Raw genomic sequence first — 15255 nt, 5'->3', positions numbered from 1 at the left:
GAAATGATATAAATGAATAATATTTTAGAAAGTATTAAATTTCCTGGGGATGTAAAAAAGTTAAGCACAAAAGAACTAGAAAGCTTAGGAGAAGAAATACGAGAGTTCCTTATAGAAAAAGTGTCTAAGACTGGAGGTCACTTAGCTTCAAATCTTGGAGTAGTTGATTTAACTCTAAGTCTTTTTAAGGCTTTTGATATGGAAAAAGATAAATTAATTTGGGATGTAGGTCATCAGAGTTATGTTCATAAAATACTTACAGGCAGAAAAGATAAATTCGATGTTCTTAGGAAAAAAGATGGAATGAGTGGATTCCCAAAAAGGAATGAAAGTAAGTATGATAGCTTTGACACAGGACATAGCAGTACATCTATTTCTGCAGCACTAGGAATGGCAAGGGCCAGAGATCTAAAAGGGGAAGACTATAAAGTTGTATCAATTATAGGAGATGGTGCACTAACAGGGGGAATGGCATTTGAAGCATTAAATGATGTAGGTTTTAAGAAAACTGATATGATAATAATATTAAATGATAATCAAATGTCTATATCTAAGAATGTTGGAGGAATATCAAGACATTTAGGAAAACTCAGAATGGATCCTGGATATAATAAATTAAAAACTGATATAAATAGCACCCTTAGTACTTCGAAAATTGGAAAGTCTGTAGTAAATTCTCTTTCTAAAATTAAGGATAGTATAAAACAATTAGTAGTACCTTCAATGCTTTTTGAGGACATGGGAATAAAATATCTAGGGCCAATTGATGGGCACGATATTAAATCTATGATTGAAGTATTTAATAATGCTAAGGAAATAAAGGGGCCAGTTATTATTCATACAATCACTAAAAAAGGTAAAGGTTATAAAAAAGCAGAAATAAGTCCAGCGCAATATCATGCAGTATCACCTTTTGATTTAGAAAGTGGTGAACCATATGTTTCACCTAAAAACAGTTATTCAAAAGCTTTTGGAAAAGCACTTATAAATATAGCAAAAGAAGATAAAGATGTAGTAGCAATTACAGCTGCGATGCCTGATGGAACTGGGCTTAGAAGTTTTGCTAATGAATTCCCAGAGAGAATTTTTGATGTAGGGATTGCAGAACAACATGCAGTAACGCTTGCTGCAGGTATGGCTTGTAGTGGATTAAAACCTATCTTTGCAGTCTATTCAACTTTCTTGCAAAGAGCTTATGATCAAGTATTGCATGATGTATGTATACAGAACTTACCGGTTGTATTGTGCTTAGATAGGGCAGGTATAGTTGGGGAAGATGGAGAAACTCATCAAGGAATAATGGATATTTCGTATCTTTCTATGATTCCTAATATGACTATAGTTGCCCCAAAATGTCTAAGTGAAGTAGAAGGTGTTTTAAGATGGGCTATTAAAAAGGGAACACCTGTAGCAATAAGATATCCGAGAGGCGGAGATTCTATTGAAGGATTAAATCCATGCAAAGAAATAGAATTAGGTAAATGGGAAGTATTAAGTAAGGGAGAAAAGGTAGCTATTATAGCTACTGGTAAAATGGTGCAGCATGCTTTAAAAGCAAAAGCAATATTAGATAAGAAGGATTTTAATGTAACCATAATTAATGCTACATTTATAAAGCCTCTAGATGAAGAATTGTTAAAAAAATTGTCTAATGAAAATTACAATATAATTTCAGTGGAAGACAATATGAAAAAGGGTGGATTTGGGTCTTCAATAATGGAAGTATTGGTTAGAGAAGGATATAAAGGTAAGTTTAGAAATTTAGGTTATAAAGATGAATTCGTTAAACAAGGAAGTGTTGACCTTCTTTACAAGGAAAATGGATTAGATCCAGAAGGAATTGCAAAAGAAGCCTTAGAGTTAATTTAGTTAAAGGAGTAAACTATGGCAGAAAAAAAGCAAAGATTAGATATTTTATTAGTTGAGAAAGGGATTATTACTTCAAGAGAGAGAGCAAAATCTTGCATTATGGCAGGCAATGTGTTTGTTGATGGACAACGAGTTGACAAGGCAGGAGAAAAGGTTTCTGTTGAAGCTAATATTGAATATAAAGGACATAATTTACCTTATGTAAGTAGAGGGGGACTAAAGCTTGAAAAAGCTATGAAGATTTGGCCTATTACTTTAGAAGAAAAGGTATGTATGGATATAGGGGCATCTACTGGAGGGTTTACTGATTGTATGCTTCAAAATGGGGCTAAAAAAGTGTTTTCAGTAGATGTTGGATATGGACAATTTGCTTGGAAATTAAGAACAGATGAAAGAGTTATATGTATGGAGAGGACTAATATTAGATATGTTACTCCAGAAGATATAGGAGAAAAATTAGATTTTGCTTCTATAGATGTTTCGTTTATTTCTCTAAAGAAAATTATGCCTGCGACTATTAATCTTTTAAAAGAAAATGGTGAAGTAGTAGCATTAATTAAACCACAATTTGAAGCTGGTAGAGAAAAGGTTGGGAAAAAAGGCGTAGTTAGAGATAGTTTGGTACATAAGGAAGTTGTATCTGGAATAGTTGAATATCTATTAAGTCAGGAATTGGTGATACTCGGGGTTGGATATTCTCCAATAAAGGGACCAGAAGGAAATATAGAGTATCTTGTTTATTTTACTAAGGACAAAACTAGAGAAACTATATTCTCTCTGAAAGATATAGATGAGGTAGTGGAAGCGTCACATACTGAAATTTAATATATAAGGGGGGTATTATGAAAAAAATTGGCATAGCAATTAATAATACAAAAGATATAGATAATAAAATATTAAATTTTATAATAGATAAGTTTCAAAATAACTTTGATTTAGAAGAAATCAAGATATTTAGTTCTTTTGAAACTGATAAACAGGAATTTGATAGTGACATGGATTTACTTGTAGTTTTGGGGGGAGATGGAACTCTTTTAAATGTTGCTAGAGAAGTATGCAATAAAACAATAGTACCCATATTTGGAATTAACATAGGGAATCTTGGATTTTTATCTAGTATTGAAATATCGGATATTGATGAAGCTATTGAAAAGATAAAAGAGGGGAAATTCAAAATTGACAATAGAATGCTACTTCATTGTCATTATGATGAAGATAAAAGTATTAGAATAGATAATGCTTTTAATGATATAGTCGTAGCTAGAGGAACTTTGTCAAGGATGGTAAAATTTCAAGTTTTTGTCGATAATAAGTTGTATTCAACTTTTAAGGGGGATGGGCTTATAGTTGCTACGCCTACAGGTTCCACAGCATATTCTTTTTCAGCAGGTGGTCCATTTATTTATCCTAATCTTGACTTGATAACTTTAACTCCAATATGTCCACATACTAGGAGTATGCATACAATTGTTCTAAGTGGAAATAGTACTATAGAGATTATACCAGAAAATGGAGAAGATGAAATTTACTTGACTATTGATGGACAGAAAGCTACGAAGATAAAGGAGGCAACTCCTATTAAAGTTAGAAGAGCTAAAAAACATGTACAATTGCTTTTATTTGACGATTATGATTATTTTAATGTGTTAAGGGCAAAAATTTTAAATAGTTCAAATGAATAAGGGGGATGTATTTTGAAATCTAAAAGACATATAAAAATTCTAGAAATTATTAGACAAAAAAATATTGAAACTCAAGAAGAACTTGCAGAAGAATTAAAGAGTGAAGGTTTTAATGTTACACAAGCAACAGTTTCCAGAGATATAAAGGATTTGAGACTTGTTAAAATGCAAGGAGCGACAGGAATATACAGTTATGCTGCACCGAAAACCGAAGAAAATCATTTATCTGCAAAGTTGACAAAGGTTTTATCTACGTTAACAGTATCGGTAGAAAATATAGATAAGATGGTAATAGTAAAAACGGTTGTTGCTGGAGCAAATCCAGTCGCAGAGGCTATTGATGGTTTTGGTTTTGATGATATTGCAGGTAGTATAGCTGGTGAAAATACAGTATTTATTATGGTAAGATCAATTAAAGGGGCTGAAGAACTAGTTATTAAAATCAGAGAATACATTTCCTAATTGTAAAAGGTGGTGTTAATTTGTTAATACAGTTAAACATTAAAAATTTTGCTTTAATAGAAGAGCTAACAGTTGAATTCAGAGAAGGGTTTAATATACTTTCAGGAGAGACTGGAGCAGGAAAATCTATACTTATCGATGCAATAGACTATGTTTTAGGTGGAAAGTTTTCAAAAGATCTTATTAGAACAGGCAAGGATAGAACTTATGTTGAAGCAGTATTTTCATTAAATAATAAAAAAATTAATTTAATTTTAGATGAAATTGGTATAGAATACGATGATATATTAATAATATCAAGAATGACTTTAATAAGTGGAAAGAGTATAGTTAAGGTAAATGGAAAAAGTTTAATAGTATCTCAATTGAAAAAAATTCGTGAAAAACTATTAGATATTCATGGACAGCATCAAAATCAAACACTACTACAAAGAGGAAGCCATATTTTATATTTAGATAATTTTATAGGTAAGGAAATAGAAAAACCTTTAAATGAATTTTTAAAATTGAAGGAAGAATTACATAGTATAAGAGATAAAATATCTGCCATTAAAGGAAGCGAGGACAGAGAAAAATTAATAGATTACACTAAATTTCAAATTGAGGATATAGAGAAAGGAAAATTACAAATTGGTGAGGAAGAGGAATTAAAAGAAGAATACAATATCTTATCCAATGCAGAAAAAATAATATCATCAATAAAAGTTAGTTATGGTTATCTTGATTCTAGAGAAGATGGAAATTCAATACTAGAATCTTTATCAAAAGTAATAAGTGAAATTTCATCCATCGAGAAACACTTAGAAACAGTAAGAGAAAAAAGAGAATTGCTTGAAGGTGCTTATTTTAATATTCAAGAAGTAGCAAGGGATATTAGAGATTTAGGTAGTGAAATAGTTTATGATGAATCTAGACTTGCAAAGATTAATGAAAGAATTTATGAAATAAATACATACAAAAAGAAGTACGGAACAACAATAAAAGAAGTTATAGAATATTATAAAAAATTAAAAGAAAAATATGATGAACTTATAAATGCCGAAGAAATAATAAATGAGTTAAAGGTAAAAGAAAATAATATTTTGAAGGAATTAAGAAGTATTGGATGCAAATTGCATGATATAAGATGTGAAAATAGTAAGATTTTAGAAGAGAAGATTTTAGAAGAACTTTCCTATGTAGGCTTAGATAAATCAAGAATGCATATTGAAGTGCAACTTGAAAATGATATTAAAGAAAGAGGTTTTGATGAGGTTAATATAATGATATCGACTAATCCTGGAGAACCTTTAAAGCCACTTGAAAAAGTTTTATCTGGTGGTGAACTTTCAAGAATAATGCTTGCATTAAAATGCGTATTTGCAGATAAAGATGATATTTCTACATTAATATTTGATGAAATTGATACTGGAATAAGTGGTGAAGTTGGACAACGAGTTGGAGAAAAGATGTATGAAGTTTCTTTAGGACATCAAGTCTTGTGCATAACACACTTACCACAAATTGCAATATTGTCAGATTATCATTATTTTGTTTCAAAAGAAGTGAAAGATGAAAAGACTTTTACCAAAATAGAACTTTTATCAATTAATGAAAAAATAGAACAAGTTGCATCTATGTTAGGCGGTAGAGAAGTTACAGAGGCAACATTGGAAAACGTTAGAGAAATGCTTAGGTTTTCAGAAAATAAAAAACAAGAGATAAAAGGCAATTAGAGTACATAAGTAATGGGATTTTGGAAAAAATAAAACCACATAGGATATGTGGTTTTATTTTTTTTAGTTAAAAATTTTTGTCTATAATAGAAAACTTAATATAGCATATAAGGTATGTACAAAGGGCAACTTAAAGACAGAAGCAAAGGAGGAGGAGAAAAGATGAAGAAGGTATTAAATAAAAGAATAAAATTAGTAACTCCAATCTTGATTCTGGTAATTATGGCATGCCTTTCTATTAGTAGTATACCTGATTATTCTAATAAAAATAAAATGCAGGCATTGGAAGCTTTTAAAGAAGACATGTCTCTTTTAGCTAATTTTAATAATTCAAATATAAAATTTAAAGATAAATTATTAAAAGCATTTCAAGCTAAATCTGTAGCAGCTAGAAAAGTAGATGATATAGAGGTAATTCCAGGAGGGAATAGTATTGGTGTTAGGTTATCATCAGAAGGTGTATTAGTTGTAGGCCATTCAGATGTAATGGTTAATAATGAAAAAAAAGAAAGTCCAGCAAAGTTTGCAGGTGTCGAAATAGGTGATCTAATAATTAAAGTTAATGGTGAAAAGATAGAGAAGTCTAAAGATTTAATTGATAAAGTGAAAAATTCAAAATCAAACAAATTAGAATTAGATATTGTTAGAGATGGGATGAATGTAAAGAAGGAGATAAAACTTATAGAGGAAAAAGATGAGGGGTACAAGATAGGATTATGGGTAAGAGATTCAACTGCTGGAGTAGGAACGATGACATTTTATGATGAAAAAAGTGGTAAGTTTGGGGCATTAGGACATCCTGTAACAGATGGAGAAACAAATGAGCCTTTTGCAATAAGGGAAGGAGAATTGTTAAAGTCATCAATTATTAGTGTAAAAAAAGGTGAAAAGGGACTTCCAGGAGAACTTAGAGGGATATTCCAAGAAGAGGATAGTCCATTAGGAAAAATACAAAAAAATACTCAATGTGGGATATTTGGAGAAGGAAATAAAAATGCATGCAAATTTAATAATACAAAACCAATGCATGTGGCAAAGAGGGATGAAATAAATATAGGAAAGGCATCAATAATAACAACTGTAGATGAAAATGAACCAAAAGAATATGAAATAGAAATAGTAAAGCTATTTGAACAAAATGAGCCTGGGCCTAAAAGCATGATAATAAAGATAACGGATGAGGAACTTTTGGCAAAAACAGGAGGAATAGTGCAAGGTATGAGTGGAAGTCCAATAATACAAAATGGTAAAATAGTAGGAGCTGTAACACATGTGTTAATTAATAAACCAGATGTAGGGTATGGAATTTATATAGACTGGATGTTGGAAGACGTAGGATTAATTAAGTAATAATAATTGGCAAGAATACAAAATTCTTGCCAATTATTATTATATTCACGATACAATTCTAGCTAATTAAGTTACTATAGAGTAAACAAAATAAAAAAAATGATTTAAAAGTATTTACGAATAATAAATAATAGTGTATAATTTACAAATAGTGGAAGAAATATTAAAGATAAATGGATTAAATCCATTTGAATTGGGTACTATCATAAAAATTGTAAAAATATATTGTCAAATTATTTCTAATATCTTGAATTTTTTATATTTATTTTTAGGAAGGATTTCGAGTTAGTTTTGTCGAATACAGTTAAGATACGGAAATAATATATTTTCATCATGTTAGAATAATTTACAATATTTAAATAGATCAATTATGATGGTAAATATTGGATAAAGGGGAGAAATACATGGAAGATTCAAAAATATCAGTACTTATTGCTGATGATAACAAAGAGTTTTGCAGCATACTTAATGATTATTTATTAAATCAAAAAGATATCGTTGTAACAGGAATTGCGAAGGATGGGAGAGAAGCTTTAGAGCTAATTGAAGAGAGACAACCTGATTTGGTTGTTCTAGATATTATTATGCCTCACTTAGACGGTTTAGGAGTTTTAGAGAGACTTAATAGTATGACTTTAGAGAAGGTTCCAAGAGTAATAGTATTATCTGCAGTAGGGCAGGACAAAATAACACAACAAGCAATTACATTAGGTGCAGATTATTATGTTGTTAAACCATTTGACATGGATATTTTCACAAAAAGAATTAGAGAAATGTTCAATACAACAGAAGTAGCTGATATAGGAAGACATGTTGCTCAAATGCCAATTATGCAAAGAGAAACAGCAGCAACTAGTAAAGGACCTGTAGATCTTGAAACAGAAATAACAAATATTATACATGAAGTAGGAGTACCAGCACATATTAAAGGATATATGTATTTAAGAGAAGCTATTACAATGGTTGTTAATGATATGGAGTTATTATCAGCTGTTACTAAAGAATTATATCCTTCAATAGCAAAAAAATATAATACAACTGCTTCAAGAGTAGAAAGAGCAATAAGGCATGCTATAGAAGTAGCTTGGGGAAGAGGTCAAGTAGAAGCAATAAATAGACTATTTGGATATACTGTTCATAATGAAAAAGGTAAGCCAACAAATAGTGAATTTATTGCAATAATTGCAGATAAGCTAAGATTAAAAAACAAAGTAAGCTAGATCGCTTAACTGAGCTATTTTTGGTAAAATTCAAGCCAATAAACTCAAAAAATAATCCTAGAAATATGAATTTCATAGCAATAAATATGATAAGAATAGTACCTTTAATATATTGGTTAAAGTCAATATATTGGAGGTGCATTTTTATGCCTAGAATTTCAAAAAAATCAAAATCAATTGACGATATTATAGTAGATTACTTAGAATATTGTAATTACAAAAATTTAACTATAAAAACTATAAAATCATATCACCAAACTCTTATGTTATTTTCAAAATATCTGGAGGAAAAAAAGAAATAACAAGTATCAGTAAAATCGATAAAGAAGTCGTAAAAGAGTATATAAGCTTCACAAAATAGAGGGGCAAATATTTCTTTTGTGGTATCAGAAGAAGGGATGCTAAAGGCTAATATAGACAAAAGAATAGATATAGGGAAAGAAGTATCTAATTCAACATTAAATAATTATTTAAGAAATATAAAAGCATTTTTTAGTTATTTAGTGGATATGCAAATAATTAAAGAGAGTGATGTTCATAAATGTAAATTTATAAAAACAGAAGGAAGAGCTAAGGAACAATTAGCAGATGAAGAGTTTAAAAAACTTGCTAGATGTTTAGATTGGACTAAATTTCATGAGTTTCGAGATCATATAATAATCAATTTAATTTTTGACACAGGTATGAGATTGAATGAAACATTGCATTTAAATATAAACGACATTGATTTATTAAGAAGAACTATACTAATACTAGCAGATTTAACGAAAGGTAGAAAAGACAGGGTGATTTTCTTTAGTGTTCAGATGCCTAAACTACTACAAAGATGGTTAAAGTTTAAAGACACTATGCAAAAAACAGAATTATTATTCCAAACTCAAAGGACTAATAGGATAATTTGTAACCAAAATTTTGAGAGGAACTTTAGAGGGTATTTAAAAAGAACTAAAATAAATAAGTATATTACGCCACATGGACTTAGAAATAATTTGGCTCGAAGAAGTTTATTATCAGGAATGCCGTTACCTATATTATCTAAAATATTAGGACATAGTAGCACAGCAGTAACAGAATCAACTTATTTAGACTTGCAGAATGAAGATTTAAGAAAGAAATATCAATCGTATAGTCCTTTAGCAAATATGTATGATAAGAATTATTAAATAATTATAAACCCTACAACTTTAACTAGTTATAGGGTTTTTTTGCAAAATAAATAAAAAGTATTGAGTACTATGAAATGTAAACAAATAACAAGATAGTTATAGAAAATATTTTGGATTCTCTTTCTTTGTTTCGTAGAAGTAGTGGGTAAAATGTAGTATTATGTAAATGTAGATTAATATTAAATTTATAATAAAAATTACGGAGGGGAAGAGAATGGCAATTTTATTTATATTAATATTTTGGAACAGCTTTAGTAGTTTCGTTTATATTAGTTGGCGTTACTATTCCTAAATCAGAACCAAAAATAAATGAGGAAGAATCTAAAACAGAAGAAGTATTAGAACCTGAACAAGTAGTTAATACTGAAGATAATACAAAGGTCCAAAATCAAAATACTGTTACTACAGATAATAATATAGAAAAGCCAGTTACTAATGAGGATAATACTATTATAAATAATACAAAAACTAGTACTGGGAGTAGTTCTTCTAGTAATTCGACTACTACAAATGAACCAGCCCAAGGAAATAGAACTGTGTATTGGGTAGCTAATGGAAAATCATATCATTATAGAAAAGATTGCCCTACACTTGCTAAAAGTAAGAACATATTAGAAGGACAGGCATCAAGTTGTCCTAAAACAGACCCTTGCGATAAATGTGTTAAATAGGGAGAAATTTGAATTCAAATTATTGGAATTGAAGTGTGAAATCTATTAAAAGTAAATAAAAGTGTTTAGAACCTAGTTATTTCTAGGTTCTTTTTTGAGTTCATAATTGTATCTTATATAAACTCCATAAGTCACAGATCCACATAGTTCAGAGAATATAATTAAGAATAATTCATGTTAGCACTTAGGTTTATTCATTAACCTTTCATAGAAATGTTAGACAAATAAATTAAAATTAATAAGGAAAGCTATAAAAAAAGAATGGCTAAATCAAGGGTGAAGATAAGCCATTCTAAAATATTACATTATCTATTTTTTAGGGGAACAAATAATGTCTTATTAACTTTATGAGTTTATTATATAGAGAGATTGTGGCAATATGATGGCTATATTATGTGAACATCATGTGAAATAAATAAAAGAATATAGATTATGAAAAGTAATAAAATTATAAATGGTGTCTTATTGGTTAAATAGAAAACTTAATTACACTTATTTACATTTTAACAATATTATGTTAAAATTAGATATAATATAAAAGGGAGATGTTTATTATGAAAAAGAAAAGAATTGTATCACTTATGTTAGCTTTGGCTTTAGCCTTAGGAGTTTCATCACAAATTTCTGTGGTAGCTTCTGCAAGTACTAATAATAATACTATTGCTACTGTTAGTAGAAGTACTGGTGTTGAAGCAGATTGTAGCATTGATTTTACAAGCAAAGGATTTAATTATACTTTGAAAAATCCATCATCGTATCCAATAACTGTAGAATATACAATTGAAGGATGCGATTCACATGGTAATGCATTAAAAACTTATAGTCAAACGGTTAAAATTGATGCTCATGATTATATTCATTATACTCGTAGGTGCGTAGGTGCGGTTCTAGTGTTTGGAAGAATTAAAACAACATGCAACGGTGTATCTAAAACATATACTTTTAGATATCCTGATTAATGGAATAATCATATACGTATTATGAAGGCTTGTATACCATGTATTAATAAGTATAATTATGTGAAGCCTGATTTATAAATCAGGCTTCACTATTTGCATCATTATTATGTTAACAGTATGGAATCATAAACTGCGAATTTTAATTCAATAAATAAATTAGGAGGCTGAAACAAATTTTAAAAATGGGGCAGTTACTTGATTAGAAGATAATTATAAAATTAATTTTATTATAATTATTGGAATAGATGATTGCATAAATAATAGGATAACGCTGTTTCTATTAAGTGATGATGCTGTTTACGGAGGATTATCATTAATAACATACATGAATAAAAATAAGTTAGGAATAAAACAGGCTTTAAGTAGGAGTTTTTTATAAACAATATAGTAATTTATGGGGCTTATTGTAAAACTTACAACGAAAAAATAATAAAGATATAGGGGGTGTATTAATCAAAGCGAGAAATAATACAAAAGCAAAACAAAAATAGGAGTAATGATTAATAAATTAAAGCAAAGTAGAAAAAATAAAGTATAAAACAATGAAATTGACTTATATAAAGAAATACAATAAAATTTAATTAAATTTAACAAAAGATGAAAAGGATGATTAATTTGGAAAGCAATTTTAGAAAACAAATTAAGCAGGCTATAATAGAATATGAGAAAAAATTTAAATATGAATGGCATTTAATTATTGGGTTTTAGATAAATTTTTTTATGAAGAAGAGGAATTGATAGAAGGAAAAATAATTGATTATAACGATATGGGAATTGATGCATTTGAATTTTATGAAGAAACTAAGGACTTATATTTAATTATTTAATTCAAAATAAATATTATAGTAATAATACTTTGTTATCTGAAAATTATGTTAAAAATGATTTTTTGTTAAAACCAATAAATGCTTTAAGAAATGGAACTTATAATAAATCATTAGAATTACAAAATATATTTACAAAATATAAAAGTTATATAGATTTTACAGTTTATTTACAACTATATAACTAATAACAATAAAAGCAAAGAAATTGATTTGTATGTAAAAAAGTTCAATCTTCAAAATCCTAAGTATAGAGCTGAAATTTTTTATCTAAATGATATTAAAAATAATTATTACAATAAATATAATATTGTATTATTAGGCAAATATCTCCTATTTATTAGTTTAAGTACTAATGGATAGGAGATGTTTTTTATTGATTTGCAGATTAATAAGATTGTTTTTTATATGAAATATTACCTGAGAATATGAAGGTTTTTTATTTCAATCAAAAAATAACAGACATTCATAAAAATGGTATACAATAAAGTCGTAAATTTTAAGTATGTGTATTTCAAGAAGTAGAATAGCAACTTTAGGAAATGACTGTTGTGTTGACATTTTCAATATGTTAGTATGTGTATGAATTTATGTAATATTAGTATACAAGTGCAGACAAAAAGATAGAGGGAGGTTTATGTTTATGAAATACAGGAGAAAGTTTAAAGGAAAAACTTTATGCTGTATAGTTGCAACTTCTTTGCTCATGGGTGTTGCAGTGCCACAAAAAGTGACATTTGCATCTGAAAGTTATTTTAGTGATGACTTTGAATCAGGTTGTCAAAACTGGAATGTTGAAAAGGGAAGTTGGGATTTAACTAGTGACGAGAGTCAAGTGTTTAGCCAGACTTCAAAGAAAGTTGAAGGTGTTGCTACAAGAGGAGACAAGGCATGGACAGACTATAGTGTACAAGCAGATGTAAAAGTATTAGATTTTAATGGATCTAATAAAGCATTATTATGCGGACGTTATGCTGATGCTAAAAATTACTATGCTGTTAGCTTAAGTAGCAAAAATGGTGGAACTGTTGAATTAAAAAAGAAAGTAAATGGATCCAATAAAACTATAGCAAAAGCTTCAACAGAGATCAAAGCTGGTACTAGATATAATGTAAAGCTTGAAATGGTAGGAACAACAATTAAAGTGTACATAAACGATACTTTACTATTAGAAAAGGATGATAATTCTTTACAAAATGGAGCAGTTGGATTAATGGCAAGTAAAGTAAGTGCTACTTATGATAATGTAAAAGTTATAGGAGCAACTACTGATACAAACGATGATGAAACAAAACCAACAAATCCATCTGAACCAACAAAGCCAGTGAATCCAAACCAAGGAAATGTAGGAACATTAAATGAATATTCAATTACAGGATTTTCATCTGGAAACCAAGGTGGTGGAGTAATTGACGAATCAAGTCCTTATTATAAGAAAGTAACAAATGCAGCAGAATTAGCAGAAGCCTTGAATAAGAGATCAGATGCTAAAGTTATAGAAATAATGAATGATATTAATTTAGGATGGAACGAGATTCCAGAATCAGCAAAAGGATCACCTTTTGGTGCTGCTAATACACCACTTACACATCCAATATTAAAGGAAACTGGTGTAAGTAAGCTTTATGTTAAAAGTTTTAATGGACTTACCATTTATTCTAAGAATGGAGCTAAGTTGAAACATGCTGGTATAACCTTAGATGGTTGTAAGAATGTAGTTATTAGAAATCTACAATTTGATGAACTTTGGGAATGGGATGAGAATACAAAAGGAAATTATGATAGAAATGACTGGGATTACATGACTGTTCAGGGATGTCAAGGTGTATGGATTGATCACTGTACTTTTGGCAAAGCATACGATGGTATAGTTGATTCAAAGAAAGGTACAACAGGTCTTACTATATCTTGGTCTAAGTTCTTACCAGGTGATATGACAAGTGGAGGATTCTATACTGCTATGTTTGACGAGATGGAGAAGAACATAGCAAAGTATCCAATGTATAACTTTGTTAAATCTCAAGGATTAAGCAAAGAAGATATAATGAAAGTTTCAGCTCCACAAAAGAAAACACATTTAATTGGTTCTACAGAGTTTGCAAGTGACAATGCAAAACTACAAGTAACTTTACATCATAATTATTATAAAGATTCTCAAGATCGTATGCCTAGACTAAGAGGTGGAAATGCACATGTTTATAATGTAGTAATGGATGCAACAGGGGCTCATGAAGCTTCGAAATTAGTGCCTTCAGCTGTTACTGCTGCAATAATAAAGGCAGGATATCATTTTGGCATTTCAAGTAATGGTGCATTATCTACAGAAGGTGGTGCAGTGCTTGTAGAAAAGAGCCAAATTTTAGGGGTTCAAAACCCACTAAGAAATAATCAAAAAGATCCTAATAAAGCAAATTATACAGGTAAGATTAAGGCAACGGATACTATCTATAAATATGATAATGTGTCATATAGAGGAGATAGTGATACAGCAGGTAGTCCTTTAGCACCAAATCCGGTAGCACCAGCTTTAAGCTTCTCGTGGAACGGATTTTCTGAATTACCTTATAATTACAAAATTGATGATCCAGCAACATTAATAGATAGATTAACAGGAGTTAATGGAGCTGGAGCAGGAAGCATTCAATTAAGCTCCCAAGATTGGCTTAAAACAATATATTAAAAATTAAACAACCCTTAATAGATTTTAATAAATATGCAAATACTAAAAACACTTCTATAGTAAAAAAAGTTACTATAGAGGTGTTTTTTATTGGAATAATATGGTAATATATTACATATAGAATATAATTTAATAAAATATAAAGGTGGTATTAAATAATATGGCTAAATCAAGTTTTTTTAAGAAAAGTAATGAGTATACAGAAATTTCACAGAATGAAACAAACAATATTGAGAAAAAGGAAGTAGAAAATTATGAGTTTAAAAAAATTAAAGACACAACTATAATGGATAGAGAAATAACTAAGTATGTCATTGATAATTTCCCTTCCATGGCTACTGAAATAAGAAATTCATTGCTTAATTTGGCTAGCACATTAGAGAGTACTATAGATTTTATTGAGGACAAATCAAGCTATGTAATAAAGAATGAAAGAGACTTTAAATTAAGTCAGGCTCACAGAGATAAATCAATAGAAATATATGATGTAGTGCAGAAGATTAATGACTACGTAAAGTGGATGAAGGAAGAATGTGAAGGATATGAAGAAAAATCAACGACAGAAGAAATGTTTGAAAATGAAGAAAGTGTTTTAGAAGAAAGCTCTAAAGAGGAAATAAGTAGTATTACTGATGCTGATGATTTGTTATAATTATT

The 15255-nt window shown here is 29.2% G+C and carries 14 protein-coding genes; all 14 read left to right on the top strand.

Annotated elements, in window-relative coordinates:
• The first annotated feature begins 12 nt into the window (after positions 1–12).
• The 14 genes from dxs to FAY47_RS00400 all read left to right on the top strand — a co-directional run bounded on the left by dxs (position 13) and on the right by FAY47_RS00400 (position 15250).
• Complete coding sequence (gene dxs / locus FAY47_RS00455; RefSeq protein WP_143314325.1) at positions 13–1869, top strand: 1-deoxy-D-xylulose-5-phosphate synthase; 1857 nt, start codon at positions 13–15, stop codon at positions 1867–1869.
• 15 nt (positions 1870–1884) lie between these two features.
• Positions 1885–2694, top strand: a complete 810-nt coding sequence (locus FAY47_RS00450; protein WP_143314323.1) for a TlyA family RNA methyltransferase — start codon at positions 1885–1887, stop codon at positions 2692–2694.
• A 17-nt stretch (positions 2695–2711) separates the two neighbouring features.
• Complete coding sequence (locus FAY47_RS00445; protein WP_143314321.1) at positions 2712–3551, top strand: NAD(+)/NADH kinase; 840 nt, start codon at positions 2712–2714, stop codon at positions 3549–3551.
• 12 nt (positions 3552–3563) lie between these two features.
• Positions 3564–4013 carry an arginine repressor gene (locus FAY47_RS00440; RefSeq protein WP_143314319.1) on the top strand — a complete coding sequence of 150 codons (450 nt, stop codon included), beginning with the start codon at positions 3564–3566 and terminating at the stop codon, positions 4011–4013.
• Positions 4014–4033: 20 nt separating this feature from the next.
• Positions 4034–5728 carry a DNA repair protein RecN gene (recN, locus tag FAY47_RS00435; protein WP_143314317.1) on the top strand — a complete coding sequence of 565 codons (1695 nt, stop codon included), beginning with the start codon at positions 4034–4036 and terminating at the stop codon, positions 5726–5728.
• Positions 5729–5890: 162 nt separating this feature from the next.
• On the top strand, positions 5891–7078 hold the full coding sequence (gene spoIVB, locus FAY47_RS00430; protein WP_143314315.1) for a SpoIVB peptidase: 1188 nt from the start codon (positions 5891–5893) through the stop codon (positions 7076–7078).
• A 404-nt stretch (positions 7079–7482) separates the two neighbouring features.
• Positions 7483–8298 (top strand): sporulation transcription factor Spo0A, encoded by an 816-nt coding sequence (gene spo0A, locus FAY47_RS00425; protein ID WP_143314313.1) that lies wholly within the window; start codon positions 7483–7485, stop codon positions 8296–8298.
• 146 nt (positions 8299–8444) lie between these two features.
• On the top strand, positions 8445–8600 hold the full coding sequence (locus tag FAY47_RS20740; RefSeq protein ID WP_243129490.1) for a hypothetical protein: 156 nt from the start codon (positions 8445–8447) through the stop codon (positions 8598–8600).
• Positions 8601–8678: 78 nt separating this feature from the next.
• On the top strand, positions 8679–9461 hold the full coding sequence (locus tag FAY47_RS00420) for a site-specific integrase (protein WP_243129489.1): 783 nt from the start codon (positions 8679–8681) through the stop codon (positions 9459–9461).
• Positions 9462–10000: 539 nt separating this feature from the next.
• Positions 10001–10135, top strand: coding sequence for a hypothetical protein (locus FAY47_RS21105; protein ID WP_279232028.1), 135 nt, complete (start codon positions 10001–10003; stop codon positions 10133–10135).
• 554 nt (positions 10136–10689) lie between these two features.
• A complete protein-coding gene (locus FAY47_RS00410) occupies positions 10690–11094 on the top strand; it encodes a hypothetical protein (protein ID WP_143314311.1) in 405 nt (134 codons plus the stop codon).
• Between the two features lie 683 nt (positions 11095–11777).
• Positions 11778–11921, top strand: coding sequence for a hypothetical protein (locus FAY47_RS20070; protein ID WP_185966666.1), 144 nt, complete (start codon positions 11778–11780; stop codon positions 11919–11921).
• Positions 11922–12561: 640 nt separating this feature from the next.
• Positions 12562–14598, top strand: a complete 2037-nt coding sequence (locus FAY47_RS00405; protein WP_207706204.1) for a hypothetical protein — start codon at positions 12562–12564, stop codon at positions 14596–14598.
• A gap of 160 nt (positions 14599–14758) precedes the next feature.
• Complete coding sequence (locus FAY47_RS00400) at positions 14759–15250, top strand: hypothetical protein (protein ID WP_143314309.1); 492 nt, start codon at positions 14759–14761, stop codon at positions 15248–15250.
• Positions 15251–15255: the final 5 nt, after the last annotated feature.

The organism is Clostridium sp. HBUAS56017 (genome assembly GCF_007115085.1).
Lineage (GTDB): Bacteria > Bacillota > Clostridia > Clostridiales > Clostridiaceae > Clostridium > Clostridium cibarium.
This window is presented reverse-complemented; position numbering and strand designations above follow the sequence as displayed.

What these genes read in the sequence shown, in the direction of transcription:
- dxs (WP_143314325.1), top strand. Translation starts at nt 13, where the DNA reads ATGAATAATATTTTAGAAAGTATTAAATTTCCTGGGGATGTAAAAAAG.
- FAY47_RS00450 (WP_143314323.1), top strand. Translation starts at nt 1,885, where the DNA reads ATGGCAGAAAAAAAGCAAAGATTAGATATTTTATTAGTTGAGAAAGGG.
- FAY47_RS00445 (WP_143314321.1), top strand. Translation starts at nt 2,712, where the DNA reads ATGAAAAAAATTGGCATAGCAATTAATAATACAAAAGATATAGATAAT.
- spoIVB (WP_143314315.1), top strand. Translation starts at nt 5,891, where the DNA reads ATGAAGAAGGTATTAAATAAAAGAATAAAATTAGTAACTCCAATCTTG.
- spo0A (WP_143314313.1), top strand. Translation starts at nt 7,483, where the DNA reads ATGGAAGATTCAAAAATATCAGTACTTATTGCTGATGATAACAAAGAG.
- FAY47_RS20740 (WP_243129490.1), top strand. Translation starts at nt 8,445, where the DNA reads ATGCCTAGAATTTCAAAAAAATCAAAATCAATTGACGATATTATAGTA.
- FAY47_RS00410 (WP_143314311.1), top strand. Translation starts at nt 10,690, where the DNA reads ATGAAAAAGAAAAGAATTGTATCACTTATGTTAGCTTTGGCTTTAGCC.
- FAY47_RS20070 (WP_185966666.1), top strand. Translation starts at nt 11,778, where the DNA reads ATGGCATTTAATTATTGGGTTTTAGATAAATTTTTTTATGAAGAAGAG.
- FAY47_RS00405 (WP_207706204.1), top strand. Translation starts at nt 12,562, where the DNA reads ATGAAATACAGGAGAAAGTTTAAAGGAAAAACTTTATGCTGTATAGTT.
- FAY47_RS00400 (WP_143314309.1), top strand. Translation starts at nt 14,759, where the DNA reads ATGGCTAAATCAAGTTTTTTTAAGAAAAGTAATGAGTATACAGAAATT.